The organism is Pseudarcicella hirudinis (assembly GCF_900115665.1).
In the GTDB taxonomy this organism is placed as follows: Bacteria; Bacteroidota; Bacteroidia; order Cytophagales; family Spirosomataceae; genus Pseudarcicella; species Pseudarcicella hirudinis.
Genome location: NZ_FOXH01000006.1, coordinates 12,451 through 34,018 on the forward strand (window position 1 = coordinate 12,451; position 21,568 = coordinate 34,018).

Below are 21,568 nucleotides of genomic sequence, written 5' to 3' on the forward strand. Positions count from 1 at the left end.
TTTTTAAGTAAAACAATTAGAATTTAGCCATCAGGTTCAATCCAAAACTACGGACTGTAGGAATACCAAACATTTCTAAACCTTGTGCATTACCATTGTTATAAGTTGATTCAGGATCCACGTTAGGAACGCTGTTATATAACATCAGCAAGTTACGCGCAACGAATGATAAGCTTAGTGACTGAATTGGTGTTTTACCCAACATAGATTTAGGGAAAGTATAACCGAATGTCAGCTGTCTGAGTTTAGCAAAATCAGCCTTGTATACAAACTCATCTGTAATGGTAGTTGAGATACCAGAGAAGTAGTCCTGAGCGCTGATCGTTTTAGTAAATGCCTCACCATTCTGATCAACACCTTTTACAGTCACCCCTGTAGTTCTTACGTCATTGGCAACAGTTCTCTGAGCCAAACCATATCTGGTAGCAAAAGCATTGGTCGCAGAGTACAACATACCGCCGAATTTAGCATCAATCAGGAAGCTCAACTGGAAGTTTTTGTAGTTGAATGTGTTGGTAAGACCCATTGTTACCGGAGGTACGCCTCTGCCTAATGCAGCAAATTCACCCTGCATTGGTAATCCTGTATCTTTGTTATAAACAATATTACCCGCTGCATCACGTTTTGCTCTGTAACCAGCAATCATACCGAAAGGTTGTCCTTCAAAGTTATAGACATAACCGTTACGGGTTCTTGACTCATCCATAGAAAGGGCCGTTAAACCATCAGCGATCTTGATAACTTTGTTGTCATTATAAGCGAAGTTATAACTAACATTCCAGCCAAAACCTGAAGCAGCTTTGACAGGAGTACCTGTCAATAAAACTTCAATACCCTGGTTTTGTACTTTACCCACGTTCAAAAGAACTGCCTGATACCCACTTGCCGAAGAAGTAGAAGCCTGAACCGCATCGTTTGTAGTAACACGGTTATAAAGCGTAAGGTCGATTCCTAAACGGTTATTCAACGTTTTCAATTCTACCCCAATCTCCGTAGTAGTAGTGGTGTTTGGTTGCAATGCTTTGTTTGGAATAGTATTCGTTCCGATGTTCATCAAAGGCATTCCATTATATGGGTTCGACTGTAAACCATAAGTCAGGTTAAGTGCATATGGAGTAGGATAAGCTCCACCTACCTGTGCCCATGAAGTACGAAGTTTACCATAAGTCAACCATGATGGTCTTTCTGCCATCGCATCAGAGAATACAAAGCCTAAACTTGCTCCAGGATAGAAGAGACTATTATTCTCTTTAGCAAGCGTTGAGAACCAGTCCTGGCGACCGGAAAGCGTTAAGAAAACAAGGTTTTTGTACCCTAAATCAGCTGAAGCGAATAAAGAGTTAATCCCCAGTTTAGTATAATCGTAGTTCCAGTTACTTGTAATAAGGTTACTTGGGAAATAATTAAATGGTACGTTAAACTGACCACCGCTGATTCCCTGTCCTTCATTGGTTCTCAGCATTTTGTTTCCTCCGATCAATGCATTCAAAGAAATCTGGTCGAAATCCTTTTTAAAGCCAACCAATAGTTCCGCATTGGTTTCTACAATTTTTCTGGTGCTTTGGCTTAAGCTACCACGAGTACTGTAAGCAATACCTGTAGGCTCAATACTCCAGTATTTCAATTGATTGTAGTCAGTTCCCAAACGACCTCTTACATAAAGGTTATCAGTAAGGTTATATCTTAAGCTGAAATTACCCATGAAACGGTTACGATCATCCGTATTTTTTACTTTGGTAGTAGCAAAATACGGGTTTTGAGAATACACGTTTGAGTTCCATAGAGATTCATACCCTCTGCTGTCTACACCCGGAGCGAGAATACGGATGTCCGTACTTGTTGCAAGCATTTGTGCCGCGAAGTTTGGGTTTTTAGGCGTATCAGATAAGAAAGTACGGTTTTCACCATTTTCAATGTTGTACTGCATTACACTTTCAAAAACTACTTTGTTTGAAAGGTTTGCATTTGTACTTAAATTGAAAGATTTACGGCTGAACGTAGAGTTAGGTACCACACTCTGAGCATCCGAATTAGAAGCAGAGAAACGGAAGTTTACCGTTTGGTTTCCACCTGAAACAGCTACTGTATTAGAGAAAGTGCTTCCTACATTGTAGAAATTCTTGATATTATCTTTCTGAGCTACATATGGACGAGATACTCCATCTGACTGAATTACAGAAGTTCCGTCCAATTTAGCACCCCATGACATTACGCCGTTATCAATTGCTTCCTGCTGAGTAGCTGGTTTTGCACCTCTTGTACCTGCTCCGTACTGATATTGCCAGTCAGAGATTTTCAAAGGTGTTTCCGCTGTATAAGTTGAAGTGAAGTCAACACCTAAACCTTTCTGAGCTTTACCGCTTTTTGTTGTAATAAGGATTACCCCGCTACCTGCACGTGAACCATAAAGTGCCGCAGATGCTCCACCTTTCAATACTGAAATAGATTCAATATCATCCGGGTTAATACTGCTCAAACCATCACCGGTATCAAAACCACCCCACATACCAGCTGAGTTTACGTTTGTATTATCGATAGGTACCCCGTTAATTACATATAAAGGCTGGTTATTTCCCCCCAAAGAACCATTACCACGAATAATTACACGGCTTGAACCACCAGGACCAGTCGCTGTACTTGTAGCGTTAACCCCGGCAATTTTACCTGAAAGAGCATTTCCAAGGTTTACTTCACGAGCCTGAGTGAATTCGGTGCCTTTCAATTCGGAAACGGCGTATCCAAGTGATTTTTTATCTTTTGCAACACCTAAGGCTGTTACCACAACTTCTTCAAGTGTTTTATCACTTGTCTCGAGAACAATGTCGATAGACGTCTGATCGCCTACTACTACTTCTTTGGTTGCATAACCTAAAGAGCGGAATACTAAAGTAGCGCCTTTGGTTGCATTGATTGAATAGTTACCACTGGCGTCAGAAATTGTACCCTTTGAAGTTCCCTTCAAAAGAATATTGACACCAGGCAACCCTGATTGATTACTGTCAGATACTTTCCCTTTTATGGCTTGCTGAGCATAGATCTGCTGCCATGAAAGAAATAGTAATGCAGTAATGAACATAGTAAATTTACTTGCTTTCATTTTCGTTTAGATTACAGTGGAAAAATGGAATTTTAAATTTTGTGACGATTGTCAATTCACTTTTTAATCAAGGGGGGATGGGGGTTATTTTTTTCATATATATTCACTTGGGTTTTACTGATATTCTTGTTTTGGTTTAATATTTTCAGAATCTTTTCATAATATTCATCTCGAAAATTTTATGAAAATTTCATACATCCTTCCCTCTCCAATTCCTCCAAACTACTATTGAATTTGCAATTTTAAAACAAATTAAAATAAATAGATTTAATTTTAAAATAAATTAAAATAATAATATTTAAAATAGTTGAAAGAATAAGTATTAAAACTCACAAAAACACCCTCTCAAATAGGCAAAAAGATTCAAATTTTATGGGATTTTTGTAAAATTGAGCGGTTTTTAAACCGATTTAAAAATAAATATCAAAAATTTGATGAAAATGAGCTGTTTTAATGATATTTTTAAATATCATTACATTATTAAAAAATATTAATAATCTATGTTATTAGTCGAGTACTCCGCTGTTACATTTCCCAAAACCACATAAGCCCTGTTGTAGAGAATATAAATTTTACTTTCATTTGTGTGATTTTACAGTGGTTTACCCCTATTAACTCTTATTAGAAATCCATACAACCTGTCATTCAGTTTCTGAATTTGCAGGTTAATTATATGCAGGCCCTATGTCTCTTATTCCAAAAAATGCCTCCGATGCAGGGGTCTTAGATAAAGAATCAATCGTTGATATTAAAAAAAGCAGATTGAAAAAAAGCCTTTTACAGGACTTGTATGTAAGAGGCAACAGAACCATCGCTCAACTTACCCGTGAGCTCCATACCAGTGTGCCTTCTGTTACGGTGCTCCTCGAAGAACTCATGGACGAGCATTGGATTGTAGAGATTGGCCCGGCTGATGTGCAGTTTGGCAGAAAACCGATTTTATACAGCCTGCATCCTAAAGGAAGATACACCATGCTTCTGGACGTTACTACTTACGGCTCGAAGGCAATTATCCTTAATTTACAGAACCAGATCCTTTTTAAAATCGACCTTCATCTTTCGCTGGAAGATAACATCTCTCATCTGGCTAAACTCGCTGAAAGTTTTCATCATGTACTTGCTGAATCCGGAATCTCCGCTTCGGATCTGATTGCCATCGGTATTTCTATGCCAGGACTTATTAATCCTAAAAATGGTTTCAACTATACTTATAAAAAGCTTAATCCTGACAAGCAGTCGTTGGTAGAATGGCTGGAAAAAGAACTCGATTTACCGGTTTATATCATTAACGATACCCAGGCCACTATTCTGGGTGAGCATCAGTTCGGATTGGCGAAGGGAATGGAAAATGTCCTTTCTGTCAATATGGACTGGGGGGGAGTCGGTCTTGGGATTGTTCTGAATGGAAAAGTATTTCAGGGAGCTTCGGGTTTTGCAGGAGAATTGGGACATATTCAGGTAAAGGCTGACGGAGAGCTTTGTCATTGCGGGAAGGTAGGCTGCCTGGATACACTTACTTCTGCTTCATCACTCATCAGAAGAGTGAAAGAAAGACTTCGTCTGGGACAGGTTTCCAAACTTGCAGAAAAGAATATTGAACAAATTGACATTGAAATGGTCATTGACGTTGCCAACCGGGGTGATGCTTTAGCCATTGATTTACTGCACGATATCGGTAAGGAAATGGGAAAAGGACTTTCTATTGCGGTTCACCTTTTCAATCCGGAAGCTATTATTATCAACGGTGTACTGGCAAAAGCAGGAAAATTTATCAGTAATCCGATTGAACAGGCTATCTATAAATATTGTCTGGCAGATTTCAAAAATGATCTCACCATCGAAATTTCAGAATTAGGAGAAAATTCAAGACTGCTGGGTACGCAGGTATATGTAATGGGGAAAGTCCTGGAAAAGTAAATAGAATAAACATACATAGTACCCCGGTGAAGAGTTACTATGTATGAACTATTTTAAACAGAACGTCTGAGATTTCTTTAAGCCATTAATCCTCTGATATATTTATTGGCTTTCAGTGCATATTCCAAAGGATTTGCTTTTGCCGGATCCTGTTCTGCTTCTACAACCAGCCAGCCTTTATAATTGCTTTGTCTGATAATCTGAAATAAAGCCTGAAAATCGATACATCCTTCCTCATCACCCGGTACAGTAAAAACCCCGTCCCTTACTGCATTCAGGAAGCTCATTTTTTCATCATGTACTCTTTTAAGAATATTCGGACGAATATCTTTCAAATGAATATGGGCTGTTCTGGAAATGTATTTTTGCAGACATGCAACCGGATCTTCGCCTGCGAAATAGAAATGTCCGCAGTCATAATTCAGGAAAATATTCTCAGGATCAGTCTCCTGCATCAATCTGTCTGTCTCTGCTTCGGTTTGAATACAAGTTCCCATATGATGATGAAAAGCCAGTTTCAAACCTCTGTCCCGGGCAATCTTCCCTAATTCATTCAAGCCGTAAGTAAATGTATGCCAATCACTTTCCGTTTTCAGAAGGCCTTTCCCCTCGAAAACAGGAACATTCACCTGACCCTGACAACTATTACCAACTTCTCCCCCGCCGATTACTTTTGCACCCATTTCTTCCAGAAAGTCGAGTAATTTCACGAAATTCTTACGGTTTTCAATAAGCGACTTTGTCGTCAGCTCATAGCTATTCCATTGGTTGCAGATTTGCAAGCCTCTCTGTGCTAGTGCTTCCTTTAAAACGGGTATTTCTCTCGGAAATTTATTTCCAACCTCGCAACCCGTAAACCCTGAAAGCTGCATTTCATCAATACATTTTTCAAACGAGTTTTCGGCGCCTAATTCAGGCATATCATCATTGGTCCAGTTTATCGGAGCAACGCCAAGTTCAATATTTTCAAAGTTCATTTTATAGATAGATTCTTTGTTGCTGCTTATTTTCTTTATAGGTTTCAAATGCTTTCTGAACTCCCGGAGAAGTAGAAACTTCTGCAACCGGAACCTCCCACCAGGCATGGTAACCTTTAACCGTTCTGTACAAACTGGTTTCGATATAAATTACTGTTGTACGATCCTGATTTTTTGCACTTTCCAATGCTTCTTCCAGAGATGCTCTCGTGGTTGCCTTGATTACCTTTGCACCCAGACTTTCTGCATTTTTTGCTAAATCTACCGGAAGGAAATCCCCGGCAAGCTGATTTTTTTCATTGTCACGGTAAACGTATCTTGTTCCGAATCTCTCACTTCCGATACTTTCCGACAATCCTCCGATGCTGGCGTAACCATTATTGTTCAACAAAAGAATCGTCATCCGGAAACCTTCCTGAATAGAAGTAATAATCTCATGGTTATTCATCAGGTATCCTCCGTCTCCGCAAATAACATAAATTTCTCGTGTCGGATCAGCCATTTTTGCTCCCAAACCTGCAGCAATTTCATATCCCATTGTCGAGAAGCCGTATTCCAGGTGAAAGTTTTTAGGATCCGTTGCACGCCAGAGCTTATGAAGATCTCCGGGAGCACTTCCTGAGGCATTGATCATTACATCCCGGTCATCCATAAATTCATTCAGGGTACCAATTACAATAGCCTGGTCAATCGGCGGTACTGTTCCGTTTCCTTCTGCATATATTTTGGTCACTTCCTCATCCCAGGCATGATTCATGTGCTCAATCTTTTCTCTGTAAGTTTTTTCAACTTCAAAATCTCCCAAAAGTTCCAATAATTCCTCCAGAACCACTTTCGCATCTCCTACCAACGGAAGCGCATGGTGTTTAAACGCATCAAATTCAGAAATGTTGATATTGATAAATTTAACATACGGATGCTGGAAAATTGATTTTGAAGCTGTTGTAAAATCGCTGTATCGTGTTCCAATCCCGATTACCACATCCGCTTCATTGGCAACTTCAATCGCATATTTTGTTCCGGTAGCTCCCAAACCACCCAGACAATACGGGGCGTCATAACGTACAGAGCCTTTTCCTGCAAAAGTCTCTCCGACAGGAATACCCGTTTTCGAGGCAAATTCATGCAAAACCTGGTCTGCTCCGCTATAAATGGCACCACCGCCTGACACAATTACAGGGTTTTTAGAACTTTTAATCCATTCTACTGCTTTACGCAAGGTAGGAACATCCGGTCTGGGACGCGAAATATGCCAGACTCTTTTTTCAAATAATTCTACAGGAAAGTCGTAGGCATGTGTCTGCACATCCTGAGGCATAGAAAGCGTAACTGCTCCCATATCTGCCTGCGAGGTAAGTACTCTCATGACTTCTGGCAAAGAATAAATCAATTGTTCAGGCCGGCTGATTCTGTCCCAATATTTTGAAACAGGCTTAAAGCAATCATTTACAGAAATGTCCTGCGTCTGAGAACTTTCTAATTGCTGCAAAACCGGATTTGGTTCTCTGGTAGCAAAAATATCTCCGGGTAACAGCAGAACCGGAAGTCTGTTAATCGTAGCTAATGCCGCTCCGGTAATCATATTCGTTGCACCTGGCCCGATTGAGGAAGTACAAACAAAAGCACCTAACCTGTTTTTTACCTTGGCATAAGCAACCGCTGTATGAACCATTGACTGCTCATTCCGGCATTGATAATATGTAAAATCAGGGTTTTCCTGCAAGGCCTGACCTAAACCTGCCACATTTCCATGTCCGAAAATGCCAAAGCAGCCCCCGAAATAAGGTTGTTCTACTCCGTCTCTTTCGATGAACTGATTTTTTAAAAATTCTATAGTTGCCTGAGCAACTGTTAATCTCTTTTTCATTCTTTATAAGGGAATAAATTATTGGTTTCCTTCTTTTCTGATTATGCCCCGGTTATTAAAAATCAATCGATGCCTTTCCGATATTTCCCATCAATTCAAACTTTTTAAGCATAAAATCCTGATATAGATTCATAAATGTTTTGCCGGGAGTAGTTGGAGCAAATTCTTCAGGGAAATCTCTGAAAAACTCTCTGGCTACCATCGTCCAAAGCAAACGGGTATCTGTTGCGATATTCACTTTACAGATTCCAAGCGGAATGGCTTTCCTCAGTTCATCCTCCTGTACACCCTTTGCATCTGTTTTGAGTTTACCTCCGGCCGCATTAATTCTTTGCACTACTTCCTCACTTACATTTGACCCTCCGTGCAAAACCAATGGAAAGCCGGGAAGCCTTTCCTGAATTTCTTCAAGAATCTGAAACTGTAAACCTTGCCCTCCTGAAAATTTATAGGCCCCGTGACTGGTTCCCACGGCTATCGCCAGGCTATCGCAGTCTGTAGCCTTTATGAAAGCTTCCACATCATTGGGATTGGTATAAAATGAATGTGCCGCATCTACAGTAAGGTCATCTTCCACTCCTGCCAGAATCCCCAATTCAGCTTCAACACTGATATTTTTAGCATGAGCCTTTTCAACTACCTTTTTTGTTCTGGCAACATTTTTATCAAAATCATCATGAGAGGCATCAATCATTACTGAAGTATACTGATTACTCTCGATAGCATCCCAGATATGTTCTTCATAGCCATGATCGAGGTGAATGGCAAAAACGGTTTTAGGATATATTCTGGCCGCAGAAGCTATCATCGACAATAACATATCTGCTTTGGCATAATCTCTGGCAAAAGGGGTGGTTTGTACAATAAAAGGCGCATTTGCTTTTTCCGCAGCAGCAAACAGTCCATGAATTTCTTCCATGAAAAATACATTTACTGCCGGAATGGCATATTTGCCATAACATTTATCGAATAATTGTTTAGTCGTTACTAACATGTTTCCAGATACTTATTAAATTTTTTCAAATAAATGCCTCTTAAAACCGCATCATTTTTACCAGAAAACAGAATAAAGGGCTGCAAGAATCCCGCAAATGAGGATCGAGCAAATCATAAAACTCTTATTGAGCGTAAAATCTGATGATTGTATTTCTATTGCTTTCGGGTTATCCTTACTTCCTGATTCAACAAGGCTGACAACCACAATCATAGCGACCAGAATCAGGAAAATTATTCCCATTCTGTCTAAAAACGGGATATCTCCCATCGAGAATTTAAAAACAACCGAAAGCGGAATAGTCATCACAGCTGCCAGTAAGGCCGCATTTCCGGTTGTTTTTTTCCAGAACATCCCCAGAAAGAAAATAGCAAATACCCCGGGTGTAATAAAGCTTGAATATTCCTGAATAAACTGATAAGCCTGATCAAGTACTTTCAACTTCGGCGCAATTATCACTGCAATTGCCATTGCTCCCCAGACTGTCATTCTTCCCACTCTCACCAGATGCTTTTCTGAAGCTTCCGGCTTAATGTATTGTTTGTAAATGTCCAGGGTAAAAATGGTTGAAATACTGTTCGCTTTTCCGGCAAGAGAGGCTACAATTGCAGCAGTCAAAGCGGCAAAAGCAATACCTTTCAATCCTGAAGGAAGCAAGTCGAGCAATACCGGATATGCATGATCGGGTTTCAGGTTCCCGGCGGCATCCATCATTTCAGTCTGGAACATTCCGTTCTGATGCAGCACAAAAGCAGCCACCCCTGGAATAACAACAATCAATGGAATCATCAATTTCAGAAATGCGGCAAATAAAATCCCGGTACGGGCGGTTTTCAGATCAGCGCCTAAGGTTCTCTGAATAATATACTGGTTACATCCCCAATAATTCAGGTTGTTAATCCACATAGACCCAATGATAACAGACAGACCCGGTAAGTCTTTATAATAAGGATTATCCTTGTTCAGAATCATGTGAAAATGCGAATCAGCCTGTTCTTTTAAGGTACCAAAAGCACTTATTACATTGGGTTTATGAAAATGTTCTGCCACAAGATCCATTGCCAGATAGGTGGTAATTAAACCACCGATTACCAATACAACTACCTGTATTACATCGGTATAACCGATCACTTTCATTCCGCCGATGGTAATGATAATAGCAAAGCAGGCTAAAGCCACAATTGCCATTGTAAAGTCTACACCTGCTGTAACTTCCAGTGCTAACGCACCGAGGTACAAAATGGAAGTAAGGTTGACAAACACATACAAAAGCAGCCAAAAAACAGCCATTGTGGTAGCTACAAGCGGATTATACCGCTGCCTCAGAAACTGAGGCATGGTATAAATTTTATTTTTCAAATAAACCGGAACAAAGAATATCGCAACAACAACCAGTGCTGCGGCTGACATCCATTCATAAGAGGAAATGGCCATTCCGATGGCAAAGCCTGAACCGGACATGCCGATAAAATGCTCCGCTGAAATATTGGAGGCGATCAATGACGCTCCGATTGCCCAGAAAGTTAATGAACCTTCTGCGAGAAAATAGTCTCTGGAACTTTCTTCCTTTTTGGCCTTTTTTCGGTAAATCCAAACTCCATAAGTAGAAATTGCAACAAAATAAATCAGAAAAACTACTATATCAAGAGATTGAAGCCCTGTATTTTTCATAGGAAAATGTTTAATAAAATGTCATTCAGACTCCGCTGTCAGCTAGTCTGTCAGAGGTTTAAACCAATGGTACTCAAGTCAAGAACCTCTTCTATACTTACTGTTCTTCCCTCATTTAATGATTTCTGCGCAGCAATACCTATCACAGTAGCCATCAGTCCGTCATGAACATCAACCGGCGAAGGTTTGTCTTCCTGAATAGTCTGAATGAATGTTTTCAGACAAACTCTGTAAGCCTGCTCATATCTTTCCAGAAAGAAAGGCTGCGTTAAGGCAGAATGTCCGGCTTTGTCGTCATAAATGGTTACATTATCAAGTTTATTATTATCCGCATTTGCCATTCCTTTTGATCCGAATATTTCCAGTCGCTGGTCATATCCGTAAACAGCCTTTCTGCTGTTATCAATAACACCAATTGCTCCGTTTTCAAAAGTAAGTACAATTACTGCTGTATCTATATCGCCAAAATCTTTGATAGCCGGATTAATCAGGGCATCCCCTTTTACAAAAACTTCTTTTACCTCACTTCCTGTGATAAATCTCGCCATGTCAAAATCATGAATCGACATGTCAAGGAAAATACCTCCTGAAGATCTCAGATATTCCAGAGAAGGAGGATTCGGGTCACGACTGGTAATTCTCAGAATATGCGGTTCACCTATTCCGCCAGCTTCAACAACTTTCTGAATGTTAGAGAAATTAACATCAAATCTTCTGTTGAAACCCAGCATCAGTTTTACGCCATTTTCTTCAACGGCACTTTTAGCACTTAGAATAGCTTCAATAGATGTGTCCAGAGGTTTTTCGCAGAAAATATGTTTTTTCGCCCTTGCTGCCTGAACCGTGTATGGTACATGGAAAGGCGTCGGAGAACAGATTATTACCGCTTCAACATCAGGATGGTTCAATACTTCCTCGGCTTCAAAAGTTACCCTCGGAACTCCGGCCTTTAAAGCAAACTCATGCGATTGAGGCGAAACATCAGATGCAATAATCACTTCTGCACCCGGAATATGATTTATTAAGTTAGTCAGGTGAATTTGTCCGATTCTGCCAAGACCTATAAGACCTATTTTTAAATTCTTTGCCATTCGTTCAGAAAAATAATTAAATAGTTTTTCAAATTGGGATACTCAAACATTGATTTTCAGCTCTTTGCATTTTGCCCCCTATAAATCCGGCTGCTATTTATACGGGGTTTACTTCAGGAAATTTACACCTAGAATTTCCTGTTCCATTCTTTTAACCAGCGTTCAATTACCACTTTCGTCTGGGTAAAGAATTCAACAGCATGCTTCCCTTGTCCGTGAAGATCTCCGTAGAAACTTTCTTTCCAGCCTGAGAACGGGAACTGTGCCACCGGAGCAGCAACCCCGATATTAATTCCGATATTTCCGGCTTCAGCCTCGTGTCTGAATTTTCTGGCATGCAAACCACTGCTTGTAAAAATACAGGCCATGTTTCCATATTTGCCGCTGTTGATAAACTGAATAGCTTCTTCTATTGTCTGAATATGAACCAGACTCATTACCGGACCGAATATTTCAGTTCCGGCAAGTTCCCCGTCTAAAGGAATATTTTCCAGAATGGTTGGTTTGATAAAGTTTCCTTGTTCAAAACCTGATATTTCTGCATTTCTTCCATCAACCAGTAATTTACCTCCTTCGTTCAATCCTTTGGAAATCAAGCCATTTACTCTGTTTTTGCTTTCAACCGAAATAACCGGCCCCATTAAAACACCCTCTTCCAGCCCAAATCCGGTCTTTCTGTCTTTGGTTGATTCTACCAGACTTTCCGTAATATCTGAATGTTCTCCGACAGTAATAATCGTAGAAGCGGCCAGACATCTTTGTCCTGCGCATCCAAAAACACTATCTACCACAATCTGTGTGGTCATGTCGATATCCGCATCCGGAAGGATAATTACCGGGTTCTTAGCGCCACCCTGTGCCTGAACACGCTTTCCATTGGCTGCCCCTTTAGCATATACGTAACGAGCTACAGATGAAGATCCGACAAAGCTGATTCCTTTGATTACCGGATGTTCCAACAGACCGTCAACCACTTCTCTTCCGCCATGCACCATGTTGATAACACCTTTCGGAAGATTAAGCTGATCCATCAGACCAATTACCTTTGTCATGGTTAATGGTACTTTCTCAGAAGGTTTCAGGATATACGAGTTTCCGCAGGCGAGCGCATAAGGCAGAAACCAGAAAGGAATCATTCCGGGAAAGTTAAACGGAGCGATACAGGCACAAACCCCTAAAGGCTGTCTGATCATGTATTCATCGATTCCCTGCGCAATATCTTCGGAAAATTCCCCCTGAATCAAGGTAGGTATCCCACAGGCGTTTTCAACATTTTCGATAGCTCTTACCATTTCGGCTTTCCCTTCAATGAAAGTTTTTCCTGATTCAAGCACGATAGTACGGGCAATATCATCAATATTGTCTTCGAGCAGTTTTTTCAACTGAAAAAGGTATTGTACCCTTTTGGATACAGGCATTCTCCTCCATTCACTGAAACCTTTTTCCGCGGCAACGGCTGCTGCTTCAACATCCTTCACACTTCCGGAAGGAACCAGCGCCAGCACTTCCTGACTGGCAGGATTGACTACGTTTAAAAAGGTTTCCGATCTGCTGCTTACCCATTCCCCGTTAATATAATTCTGTAATTTTTCCATATATTTCAATGTATTTAAATTGGGTTTTGATGACTGTATTTTCAAGGAAGAAACATTCCTTTATAATTTCACAGATAATTAGAATCCGCCTCTGGCTTCTACAAATTCCATAACCTCCTGATTAGAAGGCATAAAATTGGCACATCCTTCGCGGGTAACAATAATGGCGCCGCAGGCATTCCCCATGCGGACACTCTTGTAAAGATCCCATCCATTGAGGAATCCGTATGAAAAACCTCCGGCAAAGGCATCTCCGGCACCAAGTACATTTAATACTTCAACCGGAAAACCCGGAACTTTTACTTCTTCTTTGTCTTTCTGGAAAATAGAAGCACCGTCCTTTCCTCTTTTAACAATCAGTGTTTCAACACCAGATGCTATAATCTGTCTGATCGCTTCATCTATATTTCCACGTATTTCGGGGGCCGAGATTTGCTGGTGTTTGATTTCGAGCTGGTTGATATCTGTTAAATAGGCGGCAAGAATTTCCTCTTCTGTCCCGATTACCACATCAAACTGGTTCATCACAGTTCTGATTGTTACCCCATAAGCTCTGATATCATGCCATTGATCTGCTCTGAAATCAAGGTCTAACAATTTGGTAACCTGATTCTTTGCTGCGAGCTCCAAAGCAAAAAGCATGGCCGTACGGCTCGGATCTTTGCTGAACGCTGTTCCCGAGAAAATCGCTGCCTTAAAATCTTCAAAAGGCACATTCTGTACATGATCCAGATTAATATTAATATCAGCGCAATTATCTCTGTAATAAACCAGCGGAAATTTATCGGGTGGTTCGATACCTAAAATAACCGCAGAGCTTCTTGTACCGTCAATAGTTGGAATCCATTCTGTTTTTACTCCTTCTTTGCTGAGAAAATTCTTGATAAAAAGCCCTACCTGGTCGTTCCCGATACCTGTCAGTATAGCCACATTTACTCCCAGACGCACGCTCCCTACTGCAATATTAAGCGGGCAGCCTCCCACAAAGGCATTAAAGGCAGAAATATCCACAAAAGGACTTCCGATATTAGCTGAATAAAGGTCTATTGAAGATCGGCCTATGGTTAATAAATCGTATTTTTTTTCGTGTTTCATATTCATTAATTTGGGGAAAGAGGCTCAAAAACCCTGATATTTTGAGAACAATCTGACGACCTTCTGCTCATTGAACTTTTGAAGATTCCACAGGATTTTTCAGATTCCGGGTTTTAGCCATTCATCTCTGCTGTCACCATCGGTAATCTGGCATCCTGGTATTTCCAGGTTCCGAAAAGCCATTCATGATCCGGATCAGGCGTATTTGCCAGCGACTGGTCACTTCCTGCCAGAAAATTCAGATAATACACATTAAATCCATGCCCTGCCACAACCGGATGATAACCTCTCGGTACTAATACGGCTTCATTGTTTTTCACTCTGACGATCTCATCCAGTGAGCGGTCTTCGGTATAAACCTGCTGAATGGCAAATCCCTGCGGTTTATCAATTTTATAGAAATAAATCTCTTCCAGTTCTGCTTCCAAAAGGTTCCCGTCTTCGTCTACCTTGCGTTCGTCATGTTTATGAGCCGGGTAAGAACTCCAGTTTCCTGCCGGGGTATAAACTTCAACACAAACTATTTTATGACAATCGAATCCGGGTTCAAGCAGGCTGTTGATTTGTCGGTTAGCATTCTCGCCGCCTCTGAACTCTATCGCTGCTTCTTCAGGTCTTTTCATACGAGCCGGATGATCTTCATCCGTTGCCACCCAGCAAATGGAAATGTCGGTATGTTCAGCTTGTGCAGTTAATGTAAATTCCGTTCTTCTCGGCAAATACAAGGCATGGCCGATTCCGCTGAAAACATCCTTTCTGCCATTGACAGTTTCCCATGAACCTTTGTCAGAAACCACGCTGAAATTTCCACCCAGGAGCACAATACAAAATTCATATTCTCCGGTATTCTGAGAAAATTGTTCACCTTCCGACATATTTCTTGCCTGAAAATTGAGGAATTCCCACCCTGCCTGATCTGCTGTCAGATGATGATACGTTGTTTGATTTTTTTTACTTTCAACCAGTAAAGGACTCTTTTGCATGTCTTTATTTGATACTTTTGTACAAGTATATGATTGTATTTAGCAAATAAAAAATTTAAATATATCTATGTTTATTGCAAACGTTTGAAAAAATTTGCAACAACTTCGGAGTAATAAAAAACCATAAAACTGAGATGAACAGTCAGCGACCTGTAACCATAAAAGACATTGCCAAAAAGTTTAAATGTTCTCCTTCGACTGTCTCAAGGGCATTGAATGACCATCATCTGATTAATGAAGATACCCGTAAAAACATCCAGGAATATGCACAAAAGGTTGGTTATCAACGTAATCTTGTATCCTTAAGTCTTTTAAATAAGAAAACCGCTTCGCTGGGAGTGATTGTCCCCAACATCAGCAGTTATCAGGAATCAGCCATGATTGACGGCCTTCATTCTGTACTTCAGCCACTTGGCTATACCCTGAATATCTGTGTGACTAACGAACAATATATCCTTGAAACGGAATATGTAGAAAAGCTGCTTTCGAACCGGGTTGAAGGTATTTTCCTGTCCGTTTCTCAGGAAACTTATGACGCCGGACATTATGAGCACCTTGAAAATGTTATAAAACGGAAGGTTCCTCTGATATTTATTGACCGGGAATATGAAGGATTTGAAACAAGCAGGGTAACGATTGATGATTATTTCGGAGCGTTTGCGGCCATAGAACACCTCGTTCTTGGCGGAAGAAAAAGAATTGCTCATCTGAAGGGTCCGAACGGACTGACTGTTTCTGAACAAAGGTTCAGAGGGTATATTGATTGCCTGAAGAAATACAATTTACCGATTGACGAGGATCTGATTATTAACACGAATTTCAGAGTGGAAAGCAGTATTGTACCAACTACCCGGTTATTTGATCTGCCCAACCCTCCTGATGCTATTTTCGGAGTAAATGACCAGGTTGCGATCGGTGCTATGAAAGTTATCCGGGAAAGAGGTTTGCAAATCCCGAAAGATGTAGCAGTAATCGGATTTGATAACTCTCCGATTTCACCTTATATTTTTCCTTCTCTTACTTCTGTTGCCAGACCCGGAAGACGAATTGGAACTGAGGCTTCAAGGTTATTTTTAAACTACCTCAATGCTTCTGAAGATGAATTTGGTGTGGAAAGGATTGTTCTTCCTTCGGAACTTATCATCAGAGAATCCTCTCTGAATTTTTAATCAGAAAAGCAGGGCTTCAGATAAATGGAAATTTATCTGAAGCCCTGCTTTTCTGTATCATAAGAAAGTCTATTTAAACAAAATCCAGTCTAATGAACAGAGATGTTTATTCGGCCCTTCTTTTTTCACAAACACAAAGTATAAATCATGTTTTCCGCCCGGATTCCGGATAGCAGTACTTGCATCTGCATATTTATCCCATTTTCCGGTTGCCTGATAATTTAAAGTACTGATCAGCGCGCCATCCGGAGAATCTGTATGCACTTCTATGGCAGCATCTCTGTTTTGCGAAGAATAGTGATATGTCAATTCCTTTACTCCTTGTAAATCAATGTTTTTCAGGACAAAAAAGGATTTATCATGAATCTCTCCCAATGCTTTTTCCTGATCCTTAATATTTGATAATTCATCAGCATCTTCTGCTTCAACCTTGGTTGAACGAAGTACCAGAACATCGGAATTGGTTAACGGCTTAATAGCCCCGCCATTGTCGGTATAAGACGCAGTAAGAATATATCTGCCCTGATCTCCTTTTCCGAGATGGTCTTTCAAAATGCGGGAACCCTGTTTAGGAAGTCTGACTTCCGGCTGCTGATTACCAAGGGAAAGAACATATTTTACGATTTCAGTAGCATCTTCTTTTGAAATCTGCGGGTGAGCCGCCATAGCATGTTCTCCCCAAACACCGCCACCGCCGACAATTACTTTATTTGCCAGTTTTGAAATCGCCGATTTATCTCCTCTGTATCGCTTGGAAACCTCCATAAATGCCGGCCCGACCGATTTCTTTTCAATCTGGTGGCAAGCCTTACAGTCACTTGCTGCCATCAGGGATTTACCCAGATTCAAAGAGCCACTTATTTGCTGATGCCCTAAAGTGGCCTTATTTCCGGTAATTTTAGCTAAATAATTCAACGTAACCTTGATCTTTTTAGGGTCAATTACTTTATCCTCATTATCAGCCACCTTTACTGAATAATTCAAAGGTGTATTGTCGAAATAAAAAGTGCTGTTTGAGTTAGTTTTAATGCTTACCTGCGGTAAAGTATTTCCTACCCGAATGATTAAGGTATCGTAAGCACTTTTTCCGGCAGGATCGGTTACTTTTAAAATACTCTTGTAAATACCGTTCTTTTTAAAAGTATATTCAGGATTCGCTTCATGCGAAGCAACTTTATTTCCCTCGAATCTCCATTCGTAACTCAACTGATCTCCGTCAAAATCATAGCTTTTCGAACTGTTGAAACTCACTTTCAATGGCGCCAGGCCGATGGTATCTTTGGCTGTTACATTCGCAACAGGGGCTCTGTTTCCGGGGTTAAAGTCAATCCTGACCAAACGGGCATCGTCATTGTCTATTCCATATACTGAGCCATATTCCAGCATATAAATTGAACCTTCAGGTCCAAACTCCATATCAATCGGACGTCTGAAATCTCCGGCTTCAGGCATAAAACGTTCTAATCCGGTAAAATTCTGGTTTTCATCCAGACGAACTGCAAAAACCCAGTTACGCATCCAGTCAAAAATGAATAAAGCTTTGTCGTAATATGCCGGAATCTTTACTGAAGAATTCAGGGAAGGATCAAAATGATAAACCGGACCAGCCATTGCACTTCTTCCGCCTGTACCGATAGAAGGGAATTCAGGCGATAAATCGTATGGATACCAGATCATTGCTTTTTGTGCCGGCGGAAGATTCTGCATCCCGGTATTATTCGGGGAATTATTCACCGGAGCATCTGCCTGAAAATATTCACCGATAGCCTTATTGCTGAAGTCATAATCTTTGTAAGGCTTATTATTTCCTACAAAATAAGGCCAGCCATAATTTCCGGGCTTTTTAGCCTGATTAAACTCATCATATCCTTTTGGTCCCTGCTTGCCATCCGTTCCTGAATCCGGGCCGATTTCTCCCCAGTAAACAATTGAAGTAACGGGGTCAACCGAAATTCTGTAGGGATTTCTGCAACCCATTGTATAAATCTCCGGACGGGTTCCTGCCAGTCCTTTCGGAAAAAGGTTCCCTTCCGGAATGGTATAAGAACCATCAGCCTGCGGATGAATTTTAAGGATTTTCCCTCTCAGATCGTTAGGATTCCCTGCAGAACGTTGCGCATCAAATACCAGACGCCCTCCCCGCTCATCAATCGGAGCAAAACCATCCGATTCAAACGGCACCGTATTATCTCCGGTTGAAATATATAAATTACCATGTGCATCCCAGGCAAGCGAACCTCCTGTGTGTGCACTAACTTCCATATCAATCGGTATTTCAATAATTACTTTCTCCGAAGCTTCATCCAGTGAACTGTCATCATTCACAACGAATCTGGAAACATATTGTTTAAGATGATCTTTAAGTTGCGGGGTATAGAAAAAATACAAATAATGATTTGTTTTAAAATTCGGGTCGATGGTCATCCCCAGCAATCCGTTGCCATACTTATTTTCGCCGAAAACCGGGAATTCTCTCGATAATCTGGTTTTTTTAAGTTTAGGATCATACACATAAAATTTTCCGGTACGCTCCACAAAAAATACCCTGCCGTCCGGAGCGACCGACAATTCCATCGGTTCATTCAGGTCATCGGAAAGAACCGTCTTGGTAAATCTGTTTTCTTCCGGAACTTTTCCATTCGAAATTTTTCCTGTGGTATCAGCTTTTGCAGCCGGCATCAGGTTATTTGCCTGAACATTTACCATCAGAGATGTCAGCAGCAAGCCTGCCAATCCTATCTTACTTAAACTGTTAATCTTACTCATAGAAAAATTGTTAATTAGAGAATGAAACGGGAACAATCTGAACAAATCATAAAACAGCATCCCGGTTTCATTTTTGTACCGACTGATTCTTTAGATTAAATGTTTTGTCAAAATGCATTTTATATCAAGTCGGGTTTTAAGTATTTTACCCTAACATCGCATATCATAAAATATTCAATTTGATCCGGATACAAATGAACGGCTCTTTTCAGCGATTTTTATCATAATCTAAGGGGTAAACCCCGAAAAATATTTATTCAAAGAAAACTCCGGATTTCAGCTGTTATCCTCAAACTATTATTCCCGATCTACATTCAGCATTTTTAAAACTGATAATTATCAGTTTTAAAAGCCGGAAAACTCATACCATTGTACCTGAAAATTCTTCAATTTTGTTTCGAAACTGTCCTGAGTAGTTATTGAAAAATAAATGATATGTGTAAGCCTCAATCAGAAATTCCGGTTTTGATGCTTTTTGATGACGGGTCTGACCCTGACATCAAAAAACACTTTCTGAAATTAAAGGAAGATTATCCTGATCTTGCCAATTATCTTCTGGTGAATACTACGGAATATCCGGTTGTAGCAAAAAGTTTTCATTTATCTGAAAAATCCACTCTAGTGGCGACAATCAGCGGCAAGGAGTATTGGCGCCATTCCGGAGATTTTACCATTGAATTAGTCAAACGTAAAATTGCTGTTCCGGAAACGATCTGTTAGTTCAATAACCCATTCATAAAGAAATACTTAACCCGTTTTAATAAACCACACTGGATTACATTTAATAGTACTATTACCCTTATACCATCACATCTTCCGATGTGATGGTTTTTTGTTTTATTATTTTTTATTACTCAGAAATATCACTTCTCTGCTAGTAGCCTTCCGGCACCGTAGCCCCTGGCTTACGGATCACGGTGCCTTACTTACTTTATGCTCTGTGAGTCACAGAGCATGGGTTAGAAGGAGATACTATCGACAGAATTCTACCGGATTTCGACAATATTTAGGGAAAAAAGTATAAAACCCTACATCAATGCTAAAATTTTATAAGAAATTGCCCTTAGAATGGGTAAAATTTCATGACAATTGTCTTGTAAGTTTATGCTTTAGTTCCTAATGTTAATTGAAAAAATTATATGATATTCAAGGTAAGCGCTTTGTGTTGTCCAAAGATTAATTCTTATCTCCCGGGGATTTTGAAACAGTCGTTAAAGGTTTTTTTAATCTGTGCTGTTACAATTTTTTTTCTGAGTAATCAAACTGCTTTTGCTCAGCGAGACACTACTATTACCCTCAAAGTACTGGGGGGATTACAATTCGATCTGCCACGTTTTGCCGTCCGGCCAAACACAAAAGTTACGGTTATCCTTGATAATCATGATGATATGGCTCATAATGTAGTTTTTACCAAACCAAACTCCCGCTTAAAAGTAGTTGATGAAGCCCTGAAGTTGGGCGATAAGGGAGCAAAAATGGATTATGTCCCCAACTCACCTCTGATTTTAGCACATACTAAAATCCTTGAACCGGGAAGAACGGAAAGCATTTCCTTTCTAATTGAGAACGAAGGCATCTATCCCTATGTATGTACTTACCCTGGTCATGGCTATGTAATGTACGGAGCAATGTATGCCACCACTAAAGCATTGCCTCCCCTCGAAAAAGATTTAAATGTTCCGGAAGGGCAAAGACTGGGAACTCCCAATATGGCGGACCATAGCGGACATCATATGGCTCCCGCATCACCACATCCTTATCCGCTTGAATATCCGTTGCTTTACCGGACTTTCATGCCTGATTGCGGGCCTGCTGCGATAGCGGTAGCACTTAACCCGAATGAATCGTATTGTTTTGATGCCGGAAAATGTTATCTGCGCTATGCCTGGTCAGGGGGTTTTGTTGACAATACTGATCACTGGAAAGGAAATGGTAACAAACTGGCTAAAATCGTAGGATCTGTTTATTGGAAAGACGAAACCGGATTTCCGTTTAAAGCAGGGAAAAACCAGAAGATTCCGACAGTACATTTTAAAGGTTATCACTTAACCAAAAGGCTTCCTGCCTTTCGTTATATGCTGGATGAGATTTCAGTTAGTGAAACGGTTAAATTATCAGCAAAGGGAAACGGTATTATCCGGGAGTTTACTTTCAAAAATAATCCGGACGTACTGTTTTTCACAACCGGAAATCCTGCCGGAATAAAATTCACCTTTTCTACCGGAAAATATAAAAACGGCGTACTTGAAATCCCGGCCGGAACAGCCAGATTAACAATTACAAGTACCAGAATTTAACGAAATGAAACTTATGCCGGAGCAGCTTCTTTTTCCGGCATGTTGAAAA

Annotated in this window: 14 protein-coding genes; 4 read left to right on the top strand and 10 right to left on the bottom strand. The window is 40.4% G+C overall.

What is annotated here, in order from left to right:
- Nucleotides 1-16 precede the first annotated feature (16 nt).
- Nucleotides 17-3,097 (bottom strand): SusC/RagA family TonB-linked outer membrane protein, encoded by a 3,081-nt coding sequence (locus BM179_RS11935; RefSeq protein WP_092017084.1) that lies wholly within the window; start codon nucleotides 3,095-3,097, stop codon nucleotides 17-19.
- Nucleotides 3,098-3,781: 684 nt separating this feature from the next.
- Between BM179_RS11935 and BM179_RS11940 the strand changes: the two genes are divergently transcribed.
- On the top strand, nucleotides 3,782-5,014 hold the full coding sequence (locus tag BM179_RS11940) for an ROK family protein (RefSeq protein WP_092017086.1): 1,233 nt from the start codon (nucleotides 3,782-3,784) through the stop codon (nucleotides 5,012-5,014).
- A 77-nt stretch (nucleotides 5,015-5,091) separates the two neighbouring features.
- Here the strand turns inward: BM179_RS11940 and iolE are convergent, their stop codons facing one another.
- The 8 genes from iolE to iolB form a co-directional block, all read right to left on the bottom strand.
- A complete protein-coding gene (iolE, locus tag BM179_RS11945; RefSeq protein ID WP_092017587.1) occupies nucleotides 5,092-5,991 on the bottom strand; it encodes a myo-inosose-2 dehydratase in 900 nt (299 codons plus the stop codon).
- A gap of 1 nt (nucleotide 5,992) precedes the next feature.
- Complete coding sequence (iolD, locus tag BM179_RS11950) at nucleotides 5,993-7,858, bottom strand: 3D-(3,5/4)-trihydroxycyclohexane-1,2-dione acylhydrolase (decyclizing) (protein WP_092017088.1); 1,866 nt, start codon at nucleotides 7,856-7,858, stop codon at nucleotides 5,993-5,995.
- 55 nt (nucleotides 7,859-7,913) lie between these two features.
- On the bottom strand, nucleotides 7,914-8,852 hold the full coding sequence (locus tag BM179_RS11955) for a class II fructose-bisphosphate aldolase (RefSeq protein ID WP_092017090.1): 939 nt from the start codon (nucleotides 8,850-8,852) through the stop codon (nucleotides 7,914-7,916).
- A gap of 57 nt (nucleotides 8,853-8,909) precedes the next feature.
- Entirely contained in the window at nucleotides 8,910-10,523 is a 1,614-nt protein-coding gene (locus tag BM179_RS11960; RefSeq protein ID WP_092017092.1) for a sodium/sugar symporter, read from the bottom strand.
- A gap of 50 nt (nucleotides 10,524-10,573) precedes the next feature.
- Nucleotides 10,574-11,614 (bottom strand): inositol 2-dehydrogenase, encoded by a 1,041-nt coding sequence (gene iolG / locus BM179_RS11965; protein ID WP_092017094.1) that lies wholly within the window; start codon nucleotides 11,612-11,614, stop codon nucleotides 10,574-10,576.
- Between the two features lie 128 nt (nucleotides 11,615-11,742).
- Nucleotides 11,743-13,209 carry a CoA-acylating methylmalonate-semialdehyde dehydrogenase gene (locus BM179_RS11970; RefSeq protein ID WP_092017096.1) on the bottom strand — a complete coding sequence of 489 codons (1,467 nt, stop codon included), beginning with the start codon at nucleotides 13,207-13,209 and terminating at the stop codon, nucleotides 11,743-11,745.
- Nucleotides 13,210-13,287: 78 nt separating this feature from the next.
- Nucleotides 13,288-14,304: a 5-dehydro-2-deoxygluconokinase gene (gene iolC, locus BM179_RS11975; protein ID WP_092017589.1), complete on the bottom strand. Its 1,017-nt coding sequence runs from the start codon at nucleotides 14,302-14,304 to the stop codon at nucleotides 13,288-13,290.
- Between the two features lie 113 nt (nucleotides 14,305-14,417).
- Entirely contained in the window at nucleotides 14,418-15,287 is an 870-nt protein-coding gene (gene iolB, locus BM179_RS11980) for a 5-deoxy-glucuronate isomerase (protein WP_092017098.1), read from the bottom strand.
- A gap of 134 nt (nucleotides 15,288-15,421) precedes the next feature.
- Here iolB and BM179_RS11985 point away from each other — a divergent pair, with 134 nt between their 5' ends.
- On the top strand, nucleotides 15,422-16,456 hold the full coding sequence (locus tag BM179_RS11985) for a LacI family DNA-binding transcriptional regulator (protein ID WP_092017591.1): 1,035 nt from the start codon (nucleotides 15,422-15,424) through the stop codon (nucleotides 16,454-16,456).
- A gap of 69 nt (nucleotides 16,457-16,525) precedes the next feature.
- Here BM179_RS11985 and BM179_RS11990 read toward each other — a convergent pair whose 3' ends face one another.
- On the bottom strand, nucleotides 16,526-19,222 hold the full coding sequence (locus BM179_RS11990; protein ID WP_092017100.1) for a PQQ-dependent sugar dehydrogenase: 2,697 nt from the start codon (nucleotides 19,220-19,222) through the stop codon (nucleotides 16,526-16,528).
- 435 nt (nucleotides 19,223-19,657) lie between these two features.
- Here BM179_RS11990 and BM179_RS11995 point away from each other — a divergent pair, with 435 nt between their 5' ends.
- Complete coding sequence (locus BM179_RS11995; protein WP_092017102.1) at nucleotides 19,658-19,942, top strand: thioredoxin family protein; 285 nt, start codon at nucleotides 19,658-19,660, stop codon at nucleotides 19,940-19,942.
- A 419-nt stretch (nucleotides 19,943-20,361) separates the two neighbouring features.
- The gene (locus BM179_RS12000; RefSeq protein ID WP_092017104.1) at nucleotides 20,362-21,519 is read left to right on the top strand and encodes a plastocyanin/azurin family copper-binding protein; all 1,158 of its coding nucleotides are present in this window, start codon (nucleotides 20,362-20,364) and stop codon (nucleotides 21,517-21,519) included.
- Nucleotides 21,520-21,568: the final 49 nt, after the last annotated feature.

Bases quoted from the DNA above. Each gene is read 5' to 3' on its own strand.
- BM179_RS11955 (WP_092017090.1), bottom strand. From the start codon at position 8,852: ATGTTAGTAACGACTAAACAATTATTCGATAAATGTTATGGCAAATAT.
- iolE (WP_092017587.1), bottom strand. From the start codon at position 5,991: ATGAACTTTGAAAATATTGAACTTGGCGTTGCTCCGATAAACTGGACC.
- BM179_RS11970 (WP_092017096.1), bottom strand. From the start codon at position 13,209: ATGGAAAAATTACAGAATTATATTAACGGGGAATGGGTAAGCAGCAGA.
- BM179_RS11985 (WP_092017591.1), top strand. From the start codon at position 15,422: ATGAACAGTCAGCGACCTGTAACCATAAAAGACATTGCCAAAAAGTTT.
- BM179_RS11995 (WP_092017102.1), top strand. From the start codon at position 19,658: ATGTGTAAGCCTCAATCAGAAATTCCGGTTTTGATGCTTTTTGATGAC.
- iolD (WP_092017088.1), bottom strand. From the start codon at position 7,858: ATGAAAAAGAGATTAACAGTTGCTCAGGCAACTATAGAATTTTTAAAA.
- iolB (WP_092017098.1), bottom strand. From the start codon at position 15,287: ATGCAAAAGAGTCCTTTACTGGTTGAAAGTAAAAAAAATCAAACAACG.
- BM179_RS11960 (WP_092017092.1), bottom strand. From the start codon at position 10,523: ATGAAAAATACAGGGCTTCAATCTCTTGATATAGTAGTTTTTCTGATT.
- iolC (WP_092017589.1), bottom strand. From the start codon at position 14,304: ATGAAACACGAAAAAAAATACGATTTATTAACCATAGGCCGATCTTCA.
- BM179_RS11990 (WP_092017100.1), bottom strand. From the start codon at position 19,222: ATGAGTAAGATTAACAGTTTAAGTAAGATAGGATTGGCAGGCTTGCTG.
- iolG (WP_092017094.1), bottom strand. From the start codon at position 11,614: ATGGCAAAGAATTTAAAAATAGGTCTTATAGGTCTTGGCAGAATCGGA.
- BM179_RS12000 (WP_092017104.1), top strand. From the start codon at position 20,362: ATGATATTCAAGGTAAGCGCTTTGTGTTGTCCAAAGATTAATTCTTAT.
- BM179_RS11935 (WP_092017084.1), bottom strand. From the start codon at position 3,097: ATGAAAGCAAGTAAATTTACTATGTTCATTACTGCATTACTATTTCTT.
- BM179_RS11940 (WP_092017086.1), top strand. From the start codon at position 3,782: ATGTCTCTTATTCCAAAAAATGCCTCCGATGCAGGGGTCTTAGATAAA.